The sequence below is a fragment of the Streptomyces sp. GS7 genome (assembly GCF_009834125.1).
Lineage (GTDB): Bacteria > Actinomycetota > Actinomycetes > Streptomycetales > Streptomycetaceae > Streptomyces.
In genome coordinates, this window is sequence record NZ_CP047146.1 from 5,921,393 (window position 1) to 5,939,969 (window position 18,577).

General features: G+C 71.0%; 15 protein-coding genes. 8 read left to right on the forward strand and 7 right to left on the reverse strand.

The features are described from left to right. The first annotated feature begins 310 nt into the window (after positions 1-310). Complete coding sequence (locus GR130_RS25820) at positions 311-4,138, forward strand: non-ribosomal peptide synthetase family protein (protein ID WP_159506930.1); 3,828 nt, start codon at positions 311-313, stop codon at positions 4,136-4,138. A 117-nt stretch (positions 4,139-4,255) separates the two neighbouring features. On the opposite strand, the gene GR130_RS25825 is transcribed toward GR130_RS25820, so the two are convergent. Then, positions 4,256-4,789: a GNAT family N-acetyltransferase gene (locus tag GR130_RS25825; RefSeq protein WP_159506931.1), complete on the reverse strand. Its 534-nt coding sequence runs from the start codon at positions 4,787-4,789 to the stop codon at positions 4,256-4,258. 208 nt (positions 4,790-4,997) lie between these two features. Between GR130_RS25825 and GR130_RS25830 the strand changes: the two genes are divergently transcribed. Beyond that, positions 4,998-7,304 carry a glycoside hydrolase family 3 N-terminal domain-containing protein gene (locus GR130_RS25830; protein ID WP_159506932.1) on the forward strand — a complete coding sequence of 769 codons (2,307 nt, stop codon included), beginning with the start codon at positions 4,998-5,000 and terminating at the stop codon, positions 7,302-7,304. A 7-nt stretch (positions 7,305-7,311) separates the two neighbouring features. Here GR130_RS25830 and GR130_RS25835 read toward each other — a convergent pair whose 3' ends face one another. Beyond that, on the reverse strand, positions 7,312-7,842 hold the full coding sequence (locus GR130_RS25835) for a DUF6624 domain-containing protein (RefSeq protein WP_159506933.1): 531 nt from the start codon (positions 7,840-7,842) through the stop codon (positions 7,312-7,314). 203 nt (positions 7,843-8,045) lie between these two features. Between GR130_RS25835 and GR130_RS25840 the strand changes: the two genes are divergently transcribed. Together GR130_RS25840 and GR130_RS25845 are read left to right on the forward strand one after the other, a co-directional pair. Then, entirely contained in the window at positions 8,046-8,534 is a 489-nt protein-coding gene (locus tag GR130_RS25840) for an Lrp/AsnC family transcriptional regulator (protein WP_159506934.1), read from the forward strand. A 66-nt stretch (positions 8,535-8,600) separates the two neighbouring features. Beyond that, the gene (locus GR130_RS25845) at positions 8,601-9,338 is read left to right on the forward strand and encodes an HAD family hydrolase (protein ID WP_159506935.1); all 738 of its coding nucleotides are present in this window, start codon (positions 8,601-8,603) and stop codon (positions 9,336-9,338) included. Positions 9,339-9,349: 11 nt separating this feature from the next. Here GR130_RS25845 and GR130_RS25850 read toward each other — a convergent pair whose 3' ends face one another. Beyond that, positions 9,350-10,423 (reverse strand): sugar ABC transporter substrate-binding protein, encoded by a 1,074-nt coding sequence (locus GR130_RS25850; RefSeq protein WP_159510215.1) that lies wholly within the window; start codon positions 10,421-10,423, stop codon positions 9,350-9,352. 262 nt (positions 10,424-10,685) lie between these two features. On the opposite strand from GR130_RS25850, the gene GR130_RS25855 reads away from it, so the two are divergent. Next, positions 10,686-11,573, forward strand: a complete 888-nt coding sequence (locus GR130_RS25855; protein WP_159506936.1) for a phenylalanine 4-monooxygenase — start codon at positions 10,686-10,688, stop codon at positions 11,571-11,573. 121 nt (positions 11,574-11,694) lie between these two features. Here the strand turns inward: GR130_RS25855 and GR130_RS25860 are convergent, their stop codons facing one another. Both GR130_RS25860 and GR130_RS25865 read right to left on the reverse strand, forming a co-directional pair. Then, a complete protein-coding gene (locus GR130_RS25860) occupies positions 11,695-12,435 on the reverse strand; it encodes a PP2C family protein-serine/threonine phosphatase (RefSeq protein WP_159506937.1) in 741 nt (246 codons plus the stop codon). A 46-nt stretch (positions 12,436-12,481) separates the two neighbouring features. Next, positions 12,482-13,618 carry a site-2 protease family protein gene (locus GR130_RS25865; protein WP_159506938.1) on the reverse strand — a complete coding sequence of 379 codons (1,137 nt, stop codon included), beginning with the start codon at positions 13,616-13,618 and terminating at the stop codon, positions 12,482-12,484. A gap of 250 nt (positions 13,619-13,868) precedes the next feature. Here GR130_RS25865 and GR130_RS25870 point away from each other — a divergent pair, with 250 nt between their 5' ends. Continuing rightward, positions 13,869-14,156 carry a hypothetical protein gene (locus GR130_RS25870; protein WP_159506939.1) on the forward strand — a complete coding sequence of 96 codons (288 nt, stop codon included), beginning with the start codon at positions 13,869-13,871 and terminating at the stop codon, positions 14,154-14,156. Between the two features lie 94 nt (positions 14,157-14,250). Here the strand turns inward: GR130_RS25870 and GR130_RS25875 are convergent, their stop codons facing one another. After that, positions 14,251-14,691, reverse strand: a complete 441-nt coding sequence (locus GR130_RS25875) for an SRPBCC family protein (protein WP_159506940.1) — start codon at positions 14,689-14,691, stop codon at positions 14,251-14,253. A gap of 127 nt (positions 14,692-14,818) precedes the next feature. Beyond that, positions 14,819-15,970 (reverse strand): PP2C family protein-serine/threonine phosphatase, encoded by a 1,152-nt coding sequence (locus tag GR130_RS25880; RefSeq protein ID WP_159506941.1) that lies wholly within the window; start codon positions 15,968-15,970, stop codon positions 14,819-14,821. 578 nt (positions 15,971-16,548) lie between these two features. Here GR130_RS25880 and GR130_RS25890 point away from each other — a divergent pair. Together GR130_RS25890 and GR130_RS25895 are read left to right on the forward strand one after the other, a co-directional pair. Then, positions 16,549-17,244 (forward strand): TetR/AcrR family transcriptional regulator, encoded by a 696-nt coding sequence (locus GR130_RS25890; protein ID WP_159506942.1) that lies wholly within the window; start codon positions 16,549-16,551, stop codon positions 17,242-17,244. A gap of 32 nt (positions 17,245-17,276) precedes the next feature. Further along, positions 17,277-18,566 (forward strand): cytochrome P450 family protein, encoded by a 1,290-nt coding sequence (locus GR130_RS25895; protein WP_159506943.1) that lies wholly within the window; start codon positions 17,277-17,279, stop codon positions 18,564-18,566. Positions 18,567-18,577 lie beyond the last annotated feature (11 nt).

The window sequence follows — 18,577 nt, forward strand, 5'->3', positions numbered from 1 at the left end:
ATACGGTGCCGGATCCCGGGCAACCGGCAGGCGTGCGACGGTGGGTTGACGACGCCGCTTCGGTCGGCACGGGTCGGCGCATGCCCCGTTACGACGGAACTGCTGCCGTCCGGCGCCGTCTGCTGTCCGTTGTTCGCGGCCGCCTGCCACCCGGCGCAAGGAGTCAACTCCCCTGCAGCCGCTCGGCGTCGCGCCTGTCGTCGATGCCGCGGTACCGGCTCGGCCCCAGCGGCGGCGCTCGCTCCGGACGGCGGCCGGAGCGACCGCCGCAGTCCCGTCCCAGCAGTTCTCGGCCAGCAAAGAGAAGACGGTGAAGACCGAACCGCGTGGCGCACTGATCGACCACACCAGCGTGGACTGCCTGCCCGACCTGCTGAAGCAGCAGGTCGTGGCACGGCCCGATGCCGTCGCGGTGGTCTGCGGCGACCGGTGCCTGACGTTCCGCGAGCTGGCGGAGTCGGCTCGCCGGCTGGCGGCGTGTCTCGGTCGGCTCGGTGCGGATCCGGAGCTGAGCGTGGGGGTGTTCGTCGAACCGTCCCTGGAGCTGATGACCGGGGTGTGGGGGATCCTGTTCGCCGGCGCCGCCTATCTGCCGCTCTCGCCGGAGTACCCGGAGGACCGGCTCCGCTACATGATCGACGACAGCCGGACGCGCATCATCGTCACGCAGGACCACCTGGCGGCCCAGCTGGCCCAACTCGCCCCGGCAGGCACCCGGATCGTCGTCCCGGGCGACGTGCAGGACCGCTGCACCGCGCGCGCCCCGGTGGCCGTGCGGCCGGACTCGCTGGCGTACGTCATCTACACCTCCGGCAGCACCGGCAGACCGAAGGGGGTGATGATCGAGCACCGCAGCATCGCCTCCCAGATGCGGTGGATGCACGCCTACGGGTACCTGGGCCAGGACGTCACCGTGCTGCAGAAGACACCGATGAGTTTCGACGCGGCCCAGTGGGAGATCCTCGCCCCGGCCGTCGGCAGCCGGGTGGTCATGGGCGCACAAGGCGTCCATCGGGACCCGCAGGCCCTGGTCGCCGCGGTGGCCACACACCAGGTGACCACCTTGCAGTGCGTGCCCACGCTGCTGCAAGCGCTGCTGGACACCGAGGAGTTCGGGCTGTGCACCTCACTGCGGCAGGTGTTCTCCGGGGGTGAGGTGCTGTCGTGGCGGCTCGCCCGTGCCGTGGCCGACGAGCTTCCCTGGGCCTCGCTCGTCAACCTGTACGGGCCGACGGAGGCCACCATCAACGCCACCGCCTGCCCGGTGGACCCGGACGCGGCCGGCGACGGCACGGGCAGCGTGCCGATCGGGGCGCCGGTCGGCGACACACAGTGCTTCATCCTGGACGCCGACCTGGTGCCGGTGGGCATCAACGAGACGGGCGAGCTGTACATCGGCGGCACCCAACTGGCCCGCGGGTACCTGAACCAACCCGAACAGACCCGGGAACGCTTCATCACCTCGCCGTTCACCCCCGCCGAACGCCTTTACCGGACCGGCGACCTGGCGTACTGGAACCCCGACGGCACCCTCCAGTTCGCCGGCCGGATCGACAACCAGGTCAAACTGCACGGCTGTCGCGTCGAACTCGACGAGGTCGCCCTGGCGGTCGAGGAGCACATCTGGGTCCGGCGCGCGGCCGTGGTCGTCGCCGACAACCCGCGCACCGGCTCGGCGAGCCTGGTCGCCTGCGTCGAGCTGAACCCCAAGGAAGCGGCACTGATGGACCAGGGCGACCACGGTGCCCACCACCAGTCCAAGGCCAACAGGCTCCAGGTGAAGGCCCAGTTGTCCAACCCGGGTCTGCGCCGCCGCGAGCGGCTCGCCGGCCGGCCCGTGGTGGAGCTGCCCGGCGGACAGGAGACGCCCCGGCAGCGCAGGGAGGTCTTCGCCCGCAAGACCTACCGCTTCTACGACGGCGCCCCGGTCACCCGGACCGCCGTGCTGGCCCTGCTCGCCGAACGCCCGGCCGGCGGCCCGTCCCGGGGACTGGACGAGCTGACGTTCGCGGAACTCGGCGAGCTGCTGCGCTGGTTCGGGGCGTACCACAGCGACCAGCGGCTGCTGCCGAAGTACGGCTACGCCTCCCCGGGGGCCCTGTACGCCACGCAGCTGTACCTGGAAACCGACGGCGGAACAGCGGGACTTGAGCCGGGCACGTACTACTACCACCCCGTCGACCACGCCCTGGTGCGGACCGGCCCCCCGTCCCGCCGGTCGGAAGGCCATCTGTCGGTCCACTTCCTCGGCTGCAGGCAGGCCATCGAACCGGTGTACCGGAACAACATCCGGGAAGTGCTGGAGATCGAAGCCGGGCACATGGCCGGTCTCTTCGAACAGGTGCTGCCGGAGTACGGGCTGACCATCCGGCCGCTGGCCCACGACGGGTCCGTCAAGGACCTCCTGGACGTCTCCGACGAGGACTACTACCTGGGCACGTTCGCCATCCGCGCCGCCGGCGGGGAACCGTGGCCGGACCCCACCGAGATCTATGTGCAGTCCCATCCGGGACGCGTTCAGGACCTGCCCGCGGGCCAGTACCGCTACACCGGTGGCGAGTTGCAGCGCATCTCGGGCGAACTCGTGCTGCCGAAGCATGTCATCGCCATCAACCAGCAGGTCTACCGGCGAGCGAGCTTCGGCATCACCGCCGTGAGCCGCGCCGACCGGCCGTGGCTGGAGTACCTGGTCCTGGGCAGGAAGCTCCACCACCTGCAACGCAACGGCCTGCGCCTCGGCCTGATGTCCTCGGGGTACAGCTCGAAGACCGGCCGTCCGCTGCCCGCCGCCCGACGCGTCGAGGACATACTGACCTCCTGCGGCATCCCCACCGGCCCCACGTACTTCTTCCTCGGCGGCAGGGTCAGCGACGAGCAGATCCGTAGCGAGGGCATGCGCGAGGACGCCGTCCACATGAAGGGGCCGGCCGAGATCATCAAGGACGAGCTGGTGCGCATCCTGCCCGACTACATGGTCCCCGACCGGGTCCTGGTGCTCGACAGGTTGCCGCTGACGGCGAACGGAAAGGTCGACGGCAGGGCTCTCGCCTCCTTCGACCAGGTGCGGTCCGCGGACCGCACCACCCCGTACGCCGCCCCGGTCACACGGCAGGAGAAGTGGCTCGCCGAGGCGTGGGGCAAGGCCCTGAAGTACGACCACGTCTCCGTCGAGGACGACTTCTTCGCCTGCGGCGGCGACTCGCTCACCGCCGTCGAACTCATCCTGACGATCAACCGTGCGTTCGCCACGCGGCTGCCGCTGCAGGTCGTCTTCGAGCGCCCGAAACTGGCCGACCTCGCCGCGCGCATCGCCGACTGCGCCCCCCGCCCGTCCTCCCGGCTGGTGCCGCTGCACGGCGCGGGCTCCGGACGGCCCGTCTTCTGCTGGCCGGGGCTGGGCGGCTACCCGATGAACCTGCGCCTGCTCGCACGACGGGCAGCCATGGGCCGACCCTTCCACGGAATCCAGGCACACGGCGTCAACCCCGGCGAAGAGCCCTACGCGACCCTCCAGGAGATGGCCGCCGCCGACCTCGCCGAGATCCGGCACGTGCAGAACGAGGGCCCGTACACCCTGTGGGGTTACTCCTTCGGCGCCCGGGTCGCTTTCGAGGCCGCATGGCAGCTTGAACAGGCCGGCCAGGCGGTGGACCACCTGATGCTGCTCTGCCCCGGCAACCCGAAGGTCCACCACGCCAACGCCGACCGCTACGGGCGTCAGGCGTCCTACGCCAACCCGGCGTACCTGACGATCCTGTTCTCCGTCTTCACGGGGTCCGTCACCGGGCCCGACCTCGACCGGTGTGTGGCGACGGTCCGCGACGAGGACGGCTTCGTCGGCTTCATCCACCGTCTGCTCCCCGCACTGGACGAGCAGTTGGTCCGCCGGATCACCCGGATCGTCGCGCGGACGTACGAGTTCCAGTACAACGGGCGCGAACTGTCCGAACGGCGGCTCCACGCACGGGTCGCGCTCTTCAAGTCCACTGGTGACGACGACTCGTTCATCGAAACCTGGTCCGGCTACTCCGCCGCACCCCCGGCCGTGGTCGAACTCGACGCCGATCACTACAGCGCGCTGAGGACCACCGGCATCGCCGAACTCGCCTCGGCCATCCACACCCGTCTGCGCGCGTGAAGCCCGTGCGGGACACCGGGATGCCACACCGCGGAGCGATTCCCCGGCCCGTCTTCCCGAGGGCGCTCAACCGGTCCGGAGACCGGTCATGAGCCGAAGGGCACCGCCCGTCCGGGGTCACATGGGCAGCGAGAGCAACCGGACCGGTCCCGCCGGCCAGTGGGCACCGTCGCAAAGGGGCGTCCACATGGTCCGCAGCGGCATGACCACGGGGCCGGCGGGCTGCTCCACCCGCACCTCCCCGTGCAGCGCCTGCCAGCCGAGCCGTTCGTAGAGGGCGACGAGGGGAGCGCGGCAGAAGAGGAGCCCGTAGCGCGGGCCCAGGGTGCGCGCGTGCTCGAGCGCGCCCGCCACCACCCGCCGGGCGAGCCCCTGCCCGCGTACGCCGGCCGCCACGGCCACACCGCCGACGCCCACCACCCGCGTCTCGGCCCCGCCGATAGCTGTCGGCAGCAGCCGCAGGCCGGCGTGCGCCACCAGCCGGCCGCCGAGCCGGATGCCGAAGTGCTCCTCCTTCGGCAGCCAGGTCAGGCCGTACTCGGCGACGCCGAAGGCATCGTCTCCGTCGCCGAGGATCTCGGCCATGTCGGCGGGTGTGTAGCGGGTGAGCCGCTCCACGGGTGGCAGCGCGGAAGGGGGGTTCTCGATCATCCCCGCATGATGCGACACAGGGCGGACGGCGGCCAACCGCGGGCTTCCGGCAGGGCCCTGGCACACCCGGCCGCCCCTTCGCCTCTTGTACGCGTACGGCGCGGCCTGTTCGCCGTCTTGACGCTCAACTTCCCTCCATCTACGTTCACTTCAGCTCTTGGCGCCCTGGGACGACCTTCACGCCGCGATGGAGGGAAAAGGTGCGGGTATGAGTGGGCTGCGACGTCGTTCCCTGCTGGCCGCGGGGGGTACTGCGGCTACCGCCGGGCTCCTGGGCACCCGAGCCGACCCGGCGCGCGCGCTTCCCCGGACCGCGGGATCCGCGGCGGACGCGGGCGTCCCGGCGCACCGCCCGGGACCGTACGACGGCGAGGTCCGCGCGCTGCTGGCGCGTATGACTCTCGAAGAGAAGCTGGGCCAGCTCCAGCAGCTTCCCTGGACGTACGACACCGGGCCGGGCGGGCCCGGCACGAAGGAGGCCGAACAGGCGGCGCGCCAGGGGCGGTTGGGATCGGTGCTGAACATCTTCGGGGCGCGGGCGAGCAACGCGCTGCAGAAGATCGCCGTGGAGGAGTCCCGGCTCGGCATTCCGCTGCTGTTCGGGCTGGATGTCATCCACGGTTTCTGGACGACGTTTCCGATCCCGCTCGCCCAGGCCGCCAGTTTCGATCCGCGGGTCGCGGAGCGGGACGCCGAGGTCTCGGCGAAGGAGGCCCGCTCCAACGGCGTGCACTGGACGTTCGCGCCGATGATGGATGTGACGCACGAGCCGCGCTGGGGCCGGATCGCCGAGGGCAACGGCGAGGACCCGTATCTGACGGCCACGTTCGCCGCCGCCAAGGTCCGTGCGTATCAGGGGGCGGACCTCTCCGCCGCGGACCGGATCGCCGCCTGCGCCAAGCACTTCGTCGCGTACGGGGGTGCGGAGGGCGGGCGCGACTACAACACCGTGGACGTCTCCGAGGCCCGGCTGCGGAACCTGTACCTCCCACCGTTCAAGGCCGCGGTCGACGCCGGGGTGGCCACGGTGATGGCCTCGTTCAACACCATCGGCGGCGTCCCCGCGCACGCCGATACGCACACCCTCACCGACATCCTGAAGCGGGAATGGTCCTTCGACGGCGTGGTGGTCAGCGACTGGAACGGGGTCCGGGAGCTGATCCCGCACGGCGTCGCGGAGGACGGCGCGCAGGCCGCCCGACTCGCCCTGCGTGCCGGTGTGGACATGGAGATGACCAGCACCACGATGGTCACGTACGGGAAGCGGCTGGTGCGGGAGGGGAGGATCAGCGAGCAGCGGGTGGACGACGCGGTCTCGCGGATTCTGCGGCTGAAGTTCGCACTCGGGCTCTTCGCGCGTCCGTATGTGGACGAGGGGGGCGAGATCGGGGCGCCGACGCCGGACGCGCGGGCGGCGGCGCGCACGGCCGCCGCCCGCTCGATGGTGCTCCTGAAGAACGAGCGGGGGGTGCTCCCGGTCGGCCGGTCCGTGGGGTCGATCGCGGTCGTGGGGCCGTTCGGCGACTCCGGTGATCTGCTGGGGACCTGGGTGATGCCGCCCGCGGCGCAGAAGTTCCCCGCCGTGACGGTCCTCGACGCCGTCCGGAAGGCCGTGCCGGGCAGCACGGTGCGCTACGAGCGGGGTGTCGCGGCACAGGGGGACGACACCAGCGGCATTCCGGCGGCCGTGGCGGCGGCCCGCTCCGCCGCGATGACCTTCGTGGTGGTCGGTGAGCCCGCGGCGCTCAGCGGTGAGGCCGCCGCGCGGAGCGACATCGGCCTGCCGGGCGCGCAGGAGAAGCTGATCGAGGCGATCGCGCGTACCGGGAAGCCGTTCGCGGTCGTCCTGGTCAACGGGCGTCCGCTGACCGTCGGCGGCTGGCTGGACGGCGCACCCGCGGTGCTGGAGGCGTGGCACCCCGGGATCGAGGCCGGCAACGCCATCGCCGATGTGCTGTTCGGCCGGGTCGACCCGGGTGGCAAGCTGCCCGTTTCGTTCCCGCGCACGGTCGGCCAGATCCCCATCCACTACAACCACGAGAACACCGGCCGCCCTTACGACCCCGACGACAAGTTCACCTCGAAATACCTCGACCTCCCCGACGGGCCCCGGTTCCCGTTCGGCCACGGCCTGAGCTATACGACGTTCCGTACGGGGCCGCCCGCGCTGAGCCGCGACCGGATCCCGGTGAGCGCCCTCCGCGCGGGCGACACCGTGGAGGTCGCGGCGACCGTCACCAACACCGGTTCCCGGCAGGGCGACGAGGTCGTCCAGCTCTATGTCCACGACCGGGCCGCCACCATCGCCCAGCCGGTCCGCCGGCTGCGCGGCTTTTGGCGGGTGACGCTGGCGCCGGGCGGCAGCCGGACGGTGCGGTTCCGGCTGGGTGCCGAGGACCTGGGGTTCTGGACCCACGACCCGCACGGCGAGTTCCTGCTGGAGCCCGGCGCCATCGACATCTACGTGGGGAACAGCTCGGCCGCCGAGGGCCGGTGCACGCTGTCCCTCACCTGAGGGCGCTTCAGGAGTACTGGGCCACGTACTCGGCGAAGGGCGGAATGCCCACCTCCGCCCTTCGCTCGTCCATCCGCTCGGGCTCCTCGCACGGCCACGGAACGGGCGCGCCGTCCCGTACGCCGGCGATCTGGGTGCCGTAGACCTGCCGGCGCCCCTCGTTCACCAGCGTGCGGTCGCGCAGGAACGCCAGCTCCCTGGGGCCGGCCTCGCCTGCCGCCACCGCACGCTCCATCAGCCGCAGGGCCCGGCGCTGCACTTCCAGTTGGCGGTCGGCGTGCTGGGCGAGCAGCCAGGCGCTCCGCGCGGCCTCGGGGCCGACCAGCTCGGTCGTCGGCCAGCCGTACCGGTCCATGATCTCACCGAGCCGGTCGCCGTGCCGGGCGGTCAGCCGGCGCCAGACCAACTGGTCGGCGAAGTCCTCGCTGTTGGCGCGGTGCGCGGTCCGGTTGTCCTCCGCGGCCATGCCGACCAGTTCCGCGGCCAGGGCGGCGAGTTCGTCCTCGGCGGGGCGGTGGGCGGGGTCGTCGTGCGTCATACGTCCTCCGGAGACTGCGGGATCGCATCGGGTGGCCGGCACCACGCTAAGGGTGCGAATCCGGCCGAAGATCGTCCTTCCGGACGGTGCCGGGAGGGGTCTCGCGCAGGGATAATGGATCTATCCCCCGGAACGATCCGACCGCTGGCGGACCGCTCCGCCGGCTCGCCGACCACCCGCCGACCTGAGGAGGCCGTGGAGCCATGGCCGTGGACGCGCTGGACGCGAAGATCCTCCGGTTGCTGCTGGAGCAGCCGCGCACCAGCGTGCGGGAGTACGCCCGGGTGCTCGGGGTCGCCCGGGGGACGGTGCAGGCGCGGCTGGACCGGATGGAGCGGGACGGTGTGATCACCGCGTACGGCCCCCGGCTCTCGCCCACCGCGCTCGGGCATCCGGTGCTGGCCTTCGTGCACATCGAGGTGACGCAGGGGCGCCTGGAGGAGGTCGCCGATGCGCTGGCCGGGGTGCCGCAGATCATCGAGGCGTTCTCGACGACCGGCGGCGGGGATCTGCTGACCAGGGTGGTGGCCCGGGACGCGGCACATCTGGAGGACGTGATCCAGCGGCTGATCAGCCTGCCGGGCGTGGTGCGGACGCGGACGGAGGTGGCGCTGCGCGAGCGGGTGCCGCACCGGATGCTGCCGCTGGTGGAGACGGTGGGCGCGGCCGCCGGGAAGCCGGGGACGGCATGACGCGGAGCGTCTGACCGGGGCGGGTGCGCGGGCCGTCCGGGCGGGCGGCTTGGCATGCTGGACGGCATGAGCGCCTCCAGCGACCCCCGGGCCCCCTCCGCTGCGTCCACCACGTCGGCCCCGCCGACCCCGGTCATCTTCGATCTGGACGGCACGCTGGTGGACAGCGAGCCGAACTACTTCGAGGCGGGGCGCCGGCTGCTGGCCGGCTACGGCGTCACGGACTTCACCTGGGAGCGGCACGCCCGCTTCATCGGGATCGGCACCCGCGAGACGCTGGAGATCCTGGCGCGCGAGTACGGCATCGACGCACCGGTCGAGGAGCTGCTGGCCGGGAAGAACCACGCCTATCTGGAGCTGGCCCGGGCGCATACCGAAGTGTTCCCGGAGATGCGGGAGTTGGTGGCGCTGCTGGCCGCGGGCGGGCATCCGATGGCGGTGGCGTCGGGTTCGTCACGGGCCGCGATCGAGGCGGTGCTGGCCGGCACGGGGCTGGATGCGCAGCTGACCACGCTGGTGTCGGCCGAGGAGGTGCCGCGCGGCAAGCCGGAGCCCGATGTGTTCCTGGAGGCCGCTCGCCGGATGGGTGTCGCGCCCGGCGCCTGTGTGGTGCTGGAGGACGCGGCGCCCGGTGCGCTTGCGGCGCACCGGGCGGGCATGCGGTGTATCGCGGTCCCGTATGTGGCCGCGACCGCCGGGGATCCGGCCTTCGCCGGTGCCGGGCTGCTCTTCGCGGGCGGCCAGGGGGAGTTCACGGCGCGGGCCGCGTACGCGTGGCTGGGGCGGACGGAACCGGCCGCCTAACCGGGGGCCGGTCACTCGATTCCGGCCGACTTGCACTCGGCGGCGAGGTCCGGGGTGCAGAGCAGGTCCGTACGGACGGCGCCGTCGCTGACGACGGTGTCCTTGAGGTTCTGCTTGGTGACCAGCTGGGCGTTGAAGAGCTTGGCGGGGATACCCGACGTGCTGCCGTTCTTGGCGGTGGTCGAGGTGAGCGAGGTGATGCTCTGGCCGCGCAGCAGGCGGAAGGCGATCTCGGCGGCGGTTTGCGCCTCCGGCCGGACCTGCTTGTAAACAGTGAACGCCTGGGTTCCGTTCAACAGCCTCTGCAGCGCGGGGAGTTCGGCGTCCTGGCCACCCAGCGGAATGTTCTTGAGGCCGGCCGACTTGAGTGCTTCGGCGATGCTACCGGCCATTCCGTCGTTGGCCGAGTAGACCGCGTCGATGCCCTGCGCACCGAGGGTGTTGATGGCGTTGGTCATCTCCTTCTTGGCCGTTTCCTCGGACCATTCGGGAATGTCCTTCTCGAAGGCGATTTTGCGGACCTTGCCGTCCAGGACGGCATGTGCGCCCTTTTTGAATGACGGGGCGTTCGGGTCGGTCGGCGAACCGTTCAGCATGACGACGTTCGCACTGGAAGCACGGGAACCGAGTGCGGTCAGAATTCCCTCGCCCTGGAGGCGTCCTATCTTCTCGTTGTCGTAGGAGACATACGCCTTGACGTTGCCCTCGGCGAGCCGGTCATAGGCGATGACCTGCACGCCCTTCTGGGCTGCCGCGTCCACCCAACTCTTGGCGGCCTGCGCGTCGACCGGGTCCAGAATGATGACCTTGACACCCTTGTTCACCAGCGCCTCGAACTGGGTTCTCTGGGTATCCGGGCTGGATTCGGCGTTGTGGTAGTCCAACTTGCATTCGAGACACAGCGACGCGACTCTGCTCGAAATGATGCGGCGGTCAAAATTCTCGTAGCGCGTGGATTTGCTCTCCGGGAGCAGCAGGCCGATCGTGTCCTTGCCCTGATCCGCGGCCGGATGATCACTTCCGCACGCCGCCAGCGGTGCGGCGAGGGAAAGCGCCACCGCACTGATGGCGACCCGGCGACGCATTGTTGCATTCGTCACGTTCGCCGTGCTCATCGCCTTCATTGCCTTCATGAAAGGTACCTCCGCAAGGGGCCGCCCTGACTCGGCCCAGAACGGCTGAGTGAACGTCACTCGGGCCCGGATCGTCAAGAATCGAAGTAATAACGATACGGAAGCGAGTTCTGCGTTGAGAGTCCGAAGACGGCAGGGGACGGGCGTCGACGGGCGGTTCCGGGCCCGCTACGCCAGGTGATCTTCGTGTCGCCGCGGGGCAGGTATGAGGGCCATGACCACGGTGTGGAAGCAGACCCCGATCTCCGCCGAGGGGCGGCTGGGCCTCCCCGACGAGCACCCCGGCCGCCACGACCAGGACTATCTGCGGCGCCGCGACGCACTGGCCGCCCGCGCCAAGGGGCATCGGGTCGGCGCGCCGTACGAGGGCGTCGACTACACCGAGGCGGAGCACCGGACCTGGCGTACGGTGCACACCGCGCTCGGCCCGGCGCACCGCGCGCACGCCTGCCGGGAGGCACAGGACGCCGCGGAGGAGGTGGACATCCCCGCCGAGCGGATCCCGCAGCACGCGGACATCTCGCCGGGACTGCGGGCCCGGACCGGTTTCGTGTTCACGCTGGCCGGCGGTGTGGTGGCCAACGAGCGGTTCCTGGGCGCGATGGAGCACGGCTACTTCCATGCGGTGCAGTTCGTACGCCATCCGGCCGTGCCGCTCTACACCCCCGAACCCGATGTCATCCACGACGTGTTCGGGCACGGCATTCATCTGTCGGATCAGCGCGTCGCGGAGCTGTACCGGCTCTTCGGGCGGACCGCGAACCGGGTCCGTTCCAAGGAAGCGCTGGATATTCTCAGCCGGGTCTACTGGTTCACCCTGGAATACGGTCTGCTCACCGAATCCGGTGCTCCCAAGGCTTTCGGTGCGGCACTGCTCTCCTCCTTCGGGGAGATCGCCGCACATGCCGTCCGGGAAGTCCGGTCACTGGACATCCGCGCCGCGGCCTCACTCCCGTACCGCATTTCCGGCTATCAGCCGGTTTTGTTCGCCGCACGGTCCTTGGCACACCTCGAAGACACCCTGGGTGCGTTCTGCGCGGAATTCGACGAGGACACCGGGCGCCGGCTGGGAATCCCGTCACTCCCCGGCAACCGGAGATGACACCGCCCGGCGCGGCGGGGAAGTACGGCCGATTCACGCGGGGTTCAGGCGGCCGGCACGGGCGCGGCGGAGCGGGTGCGGGCCGCCCGCGCGGGCTCTGCCCCTGAACGGCCCGCCCCGCTCACTCCAGCACGCCGATCAGCGCGAGCGTGATGTTGTCCGGGCCGCCCGCCTCGATGGCCGCCTTCCACAGCTCGAAGGCGGCCCGGCCGCCGTCGTACTCCCGCAGCAGCGCGCCGATCTCGCCGTCCAGGACGGGGTCGGTCAGCCCGTCCGTGCACACCACGTACCGGCTGCCCGCGGCGAGCGGCGCGGTCGTCACATGCGGGCTGATGGCACAGAACCGGGTCGCGCCGCCGATCGCCTGGGTCACGAGCGAGGTGGTGCGCTGCCCCTCCCGCAGCGGCGGGCTGTCGTCCACGCTCACCTGACGCACCCCGTCCCCGTCCGCCTCCAGCACCCTGCTGTCACCGACGTTGAAGACCAGCAGCGCGTCGGGCAGGACGACCGCGCCTGCGACCGTGGTGCCCATCGCGGTCAGCGCGGGATCCCGGTCGGCCGCCGCGTACACCGCGTGATTGCACCGGACCAGGGCGTCACGCACCGCGTCCTCGCTGTCCAGCGACGGCCCCAGGGACGCCAGGTGCCGGACGGTCAGCGCACTGGCCACCTCACCGGCCGGCTGCCCTCCGATCCCGTCCGCGACCGCCACCACCAGCGGCTTGCCGAGCGGGAACACCAGCGTCTGCGGATTCTCGGTCACCGTGCCGCACAGCGTCCACGGCCCCACCACCAGACTGTCCTCGTTGTGTTCGCGGATCAGCCCCGTGTGACTGAGCGCCGTCACCGTGATGTACCGCATCGCCGTGTCCGCCTCTCCTCGGGGCGGGGCCCGGGGCCGCCCGCGCTCACCCCGCCGTCTGCCGACCTCGCAGCGTGTGCCGCTGCATCAGCCGGGAGATGTCCTTGCCGGTGACGATCCCCACCAGATGCCCCGTGTCGACGACCAGGATCCGCATCCCGGTCCGCAGATTGAGCTTGTCCAGCGCCTCGGTCAGCAGATCGTCCGGGGCGGCCACCGCGCACTGGGACAGCGGCGTCGCCACGTCCCGCACCCGCAGCTCCTCCCGCTGCGGCACGGGGATCGCGGCAAGCCGGCGGAGTTCCACGATGCCGCTCGGCCGGCCCTCGAAGTCCAGCAGCGGTACGGCGGAGTGCCCGGCCGTCACCGCCACCTCGTCGATGAAGCGCCGCACGCTCAGCCAGTCCGCACCGGTCACCACCGGACTGGACATGGCATCCGCGGCCCGCACGCCCCGCAACGCCGTCTGGAGCGCGGCATTCCGCCGCTCCGCCCCGGCGACGACCATGATGAACAGCCCGATGAACGCCAGCCACAGCCCGCCCGTGACCCCGCGCAGCAGGGAGATCCAGCCGACCGCCACCATCAGCCCGCCCATGACCTGCCCGCCGCGGGACGCCGCCAGATCCGCCCGGTCCCGGTCGCCGGTGCGCCACCACAGCAGCGCCTGGACCACCCGTCCCCCGTCGAGCGGCACGGCCGGCAGCAGGTTGAACACCCCCAGGAACAGGTTCGCCCACCCCAGCCACACCAGCACCACCGCGGGCACCGCCCACAGCGGGGACAGCTCGTGCAGCCCGATTCCGGCCCCCAGCGCCACACCCCCGATCATCAGGCTGGTCAGCGGCCCGCTCACCGCCACCGCGAAGGCCGCCGCCGCCGTCTTCGGCCGCCCCATCCGCGTCATCCCGCCCAACGCCCAGAGGGTCACGTCCTCGACCGAGATCTGCTTGCGCCGCGCGATCGCGGCATGCGCCGTCTCGTGCAGCAGCAGACTGCCGGTGAGCAGCGCCGCCCCGACGACACCGGCGAGGGCGTAGACGGCGGCGGACCGCCCCGGCGTCGTCGCCGGCAGCGTCTGCCGCCCCAGCCCATACGCGAAGAGCACCACCAGCAGCGGCACGCTCCAGTGCATGCGCAGCGGCACCCCGACCACACGTCCGATACGGACCGAGCCGTTCATCACCGTCTCCTGCCGGCCCGGCACCCGGTTCGCCCGGGCAGGGCCTCGACGCCCCGCACTCCGCGAACCGCCCGGCACGGCACTCACCACAATTGTCGCTCGCGACACCGCACACGTCGGGGCGACGACCGCCGGTCCGGCGCGCGCGGCCCGCGGGTGCGCCGCCCCTCGGGAGCCCGCGGGGTGCCGATCTAACCTGGAAGCACGGGCGCCGTCACGGGAGGCGCGGCATCACAGGAGGCGCATCGTCATGGGGCGAAGCCACCACTTCCATCTCGACCAGGGTCACCACTCGATCACCGTGAACGTCGGCCCCGGACGGGAAGGCGAGATCGAACTCCTGGTCAACGGCAAGGTCATCGCCTACCAGAAGGAGCATGGCCCGGGCATGAACCTGCTCACCGGCGAACTGCCCGACGACCCCGCCCGCCTCTTCCGCGTCCGCATCCGCGAACCCCGCCTCGTACCCGTCGCCCCCCGCTGCACGCTCGAACTCGACGGCGTGGAACACCCCATGCCGGAACGCCCCGACCTCTGAGCCCCCCGGCCCCCTGAGGTCCCGCCCGCGCACGCCGGCCCCTACTTCCGTCCTCCTCCCCGTCTCCTCTCCCCTCCCCCGTCACCCGCGCCCGCTACCTGCGCGTGGCTTCGGTCTCCACCAGCTCCTTGAAATGCTCCAGGTCGCTGCGCACGCTCCGCTCGATGGCGACCGCCTGCGCGAACCCCTTCGGACCGCCGAAGGTCTCCTTGATCGTGCCCGGGTCGTACTCGAAACGGGCCTGGAGCCGGGTGTGCTCCCGGTCGATGGGCAGCAGCGAGAAGGTACCGGCGAGATCCGGCCCGCTCCTGGTCTGCCAGGTCATCACGTTCTCCATCTCGCGGTCGACGATCTCGACCTCCAGCTCCTGCGTCGGGCCGGCGGCGTCCAGGTCCAGGTGGGTCCGCCGCTCACCGGCCGAACGGGCACCGCGCACACCGTTCACGAACCGCGGATAGACCTCCGCGCGATGGAGGCAGTCCCACGCCTTGTCGACCGGAACACTGATGTCGATGTGTTCTTCGAGAGTGCTCATCGCACACCTCACAGCTCGTTTCACGGCTCCCCCGCTACGTATCCAGAGTCCTCCGCGCGACGGCCGGAGGCGACCCGAGTGCGCTCCGGGGCGGGGCGCTGCCGAGCGGCGTGCCGATCCGCCGCCGCTACCCCCGCGGCGCGATCGCGAGGATCGCGACATCGTCGTGGAGCACACGGGTATGGCGCGGCAGATCGGTGTCGAGGAAGTCGATGACATCGGCGGGACCGGGAGCGGGCCGCCCCGCAAACCGGTCGCCGAGCCGTTCGAGCAGGGGATAGAAGTCCCCTGCCTGATCACGTGCCTCGACCAGCCCGTCGGTGCAGAGCAGCAGCACGTCGCCCGGTGCGAAGCGGTGCGTGTACGCGGTCGGGCGCTCGGCGGCCAGCCGGCCCAGCCCCAGCGGAAGGGCAGGCGGTCCGGAGAGGACGGTCACCTCGCCGCCGGAGATCAGCACCGGCTCGACATGCCCGTGGTTGATGATCGTCACCTGGTGGGCCCCGGCGTCGTACTCGATCAGCGCCGCGGTCACGAACAGCTCGTCGTCCGGGATCTCCGCCGCCTCGCGCACCAGCCGCCGCTCCATACGGGACGCGACCTCCAGCAGATCCCCGGGTTCGTAGACCGCCTCGCGGAAGCAGCCGAGGACGTCGGCGACGGTGCGTACGGCCTGGAGCCCCTTCCCCCGGACATCGCCGATGATGGCCCGCTCGCCCGCCGGCGTGTCGTGGATGTCGTACAGGTCTCCGCCGACCGTCGTACCGACCTCACCGGAGCGGTAGAGCCCGGCGGCCAGCAGCGATCCGACCTGGTGCGGCACCGGCCGCAGCAGGGTCCGCATCAGCGCCTCGGCCACCGAGTTTGCCCGCACCAGCTGCCGCCGCTGGCGCTGCCGGTGCCCGGCCAGCGCCACGCCGAGCACCCCTACGACACCGGTGGAGATATAGGCGGCGACGTAGTTGTTCCCCCATAACTCGTGGATGTTGTGCCCCGTACAGCACGGGGTCCCCGCCAGTACGGCCTCCAGTCCGACGGCGCATACCGTGACGACGGCGACGCCCACCGGGCCGAAGGCGAAGGCCGCCAGCACCGGCACGGCGATCAGCAGGAAGCTCACCGCCCACTGCGTGGGCGTGACGAATTCCAGCAGCAGCACGAAGACGAAATAGGCGGGCGGCAGCCAGCGCATCCACGTGGGCACCGTCGGAACCTCGAACCCGTTGCTGTCGACCAGCCCGGTGAGCCGGTTGGCCTCACGGCCACGGTCCCGCCGACTCATCACAGCTCGAAGATCCACTCACGCGACCTGTTCACACGGACTCCTGTCACGGACTCCTGCCACGACCGTGCCACGGCCTTCAAGCCTGACGCCCCTGAACAGCCAACCCGACGATTACGCCATCGGCGGCATGTCACATCCGCCGCCCCGCCGCCCTTCTCTTCCCTGCCCCGCTCCTCCACCACCGCGCCCGCCCACCGCAGCTACTGCTGCTGCCGGAAGGTGTACGCCGGGTCGGCGGCCCGGCGGGCCGGGAAGTCGTCGAAGGCGGTCCGGCGGCGCGGGGGCGGCGAAGGCCGTCAGCCCGGTGTTCTCCCCGGCTCGGGGCCGCCGCCACCGCGGCACGGTCGGCACGGACTCGACGAACGCCGCCGTGGTCCATGGCCGTTCACCTCCCGTACGGCACCGAAGGCGGCCCCCGGACCCAGCACGCTCCGGGCATGTCCGGTGCCCCGTCATCACTGCCGGCTGGCCGGAAACCGTCTTATCGCCGGGCAGCGGCGGATCTAGCGTTGACCACATGACCGGATTCGAAATCCGGTCACGGACATCGGGACGGATGCGGAGGGAGACGGTCCGTGGAACGGTCGGAGCGCGGCGAGCGCATCCTGGAGGTGGCCGCGGAGCTGTTGCTCGCCTGGGGCTACGGGCGGGTGACGATCGACGAGATCGCCCGCCGGGCCAAGGTCGGCAAGGGGACGGTCTATCTGCACTGGAAAACCAAGGACGCGCTGCTGCTGACCGTCGTGCTCAAGGCCAAGTCCCGTGCCCTGCAGCGGAATTTGACGCGGATGCGCGCCGATCCGCTGGAGGTGCTGCCGAGCCGGATGATGGGCGCCTACTACGGCGACTTCCTGGCCGAGCCGGTGTTGCGCGCCCTGTACACCGACGACGTCGACGTCCTCGGCCGGCTCAACGACTCGGCGAAGAAGGAGCTCGCCGACCTCGTGGCCCTGGGCGACCACGTCCTGCGCCGCCATCTCGAAGTGCTGCGCGAGCACGGCCTGATGTACGCGGACACCGATGTGCGGCATCAGCAGTATGCGCTGATGGCCACGGCCACCGGCTTCTTCACGGCGGAGGCGTTGCTCTTCGACCGTGCGCCGGACACCCCGGAGATACGCGGCGGGATCTTCGCCGAGTCGGTCCGGAGAATGCTGGAGACGACGCCCTCCCCTGACGCGGCCGCTGCCGCCGCGCCCGAAGTCATCGCGCTCTACGAGGAGTTCGAGAGGCGCAGCGCGGAGGAGATGCGCCGGCAGCTGCGCGACTGAGCGACCTTTTCCCACCGAAGGAGAAAGAGACCATGACGCAATTAGGCAAGTCACCCTTCGCCGAGCACGTCGGCAAACACCCCGGCGAGCCGAACTCCATGGACCCCGACCTGCTCCACGACCCGTTCACCGGCTACGGCGAGCTGCGGGAGAAGGGCCCGGTCATCCGCGCCCGCTTCCTGGACGACACACCGGTGTGGTTCGTGACCCGCTTCGAGGAGGTCCGGCAGGTCCTGCGCGATCAGCGGTTCGCCAACGATCCGGCCTGCGCGCGGGGCAGTTCGGGCGAGGGATCGCCCACGACACGGCTCATGGACATGCTGGGACTGCCCGAGGACCTGCGCGTCTATCTGGCCCGCTCGATCCTCACCATGGACGCCCCCGATCACACCCGCCTCCGGCGGCTCGTCTCGCGGGCCTTCACGGCACGGAAGATCACCGGTCTGCGGACCCGCGTCGAGGAGATCGCGGACGACCTGCTGACCCGGCTCCCCGAGCACGCCGAGGACGGCGTCGTCGACCTCATCCGGCATTTCGCCTACCCCCTGCCGATCACGGTCATCTGCGAACTGGTCGGGATTCCCGAGGAGTACCGTCCGCAATGGCGGAAATGGGGAGCCGACCTCGTCTCGCGGGAGCCGGGACAGCTCGCCGAGGCGTTCCCCGCGATGATCGACCATATCCACGAACTGATTCGGGCCCGGCGCGAAGCCCTCACCGACGACCTGCTCAGCGAACTGATCCGTACGCATGACGACGACGGCAGCCGGCTCAGCGACGTCGAAATGGTCACCCTGGTCCTGACCCTCGTCCTCGCCGGTCACGAAACCACCGCCCACCTCATAGGCAACGGCACGGCGGCGCTGCTCGCCCACCCCGACCAGCTGCGCCTGCTCAAGGCCGATCCGGCTCTTCTCCCGCGCGCCGTCCACGAGTTGCTGCGCTGGTGCGGTCCGGTGCAGATGACCCAGTTGCGGTACGCCACCGAGGACGTCGAGCTGGCCGGTACGCGGATCCGGAAGGGCGACGCCGTGCAGCTCATCCTGGTGTCGGCGAATCACGATCCCCGTCACTACGCCGATCCCACGCGGCTCGATCTGACCCGCCATCCCGCGGGCCAGGCGGAGAACCATGTCGGTTTCGGCCATGGCATGCACTACTGCCTGGGCGCCACACTGGCCCGCCAGGAGGGGGAGGTCGCCTTCGGCAAGCTGCTCGCCCACTATCCGGAGGTGTCGCTCGCGGTGGCACCGGAGGAGCTGGAACGGGTGCCGGCGCCGGGCAACTGGCGGCTGGCGTCGCTGCCGTTGCGCCTGGGCTGAGACCGCGGTCC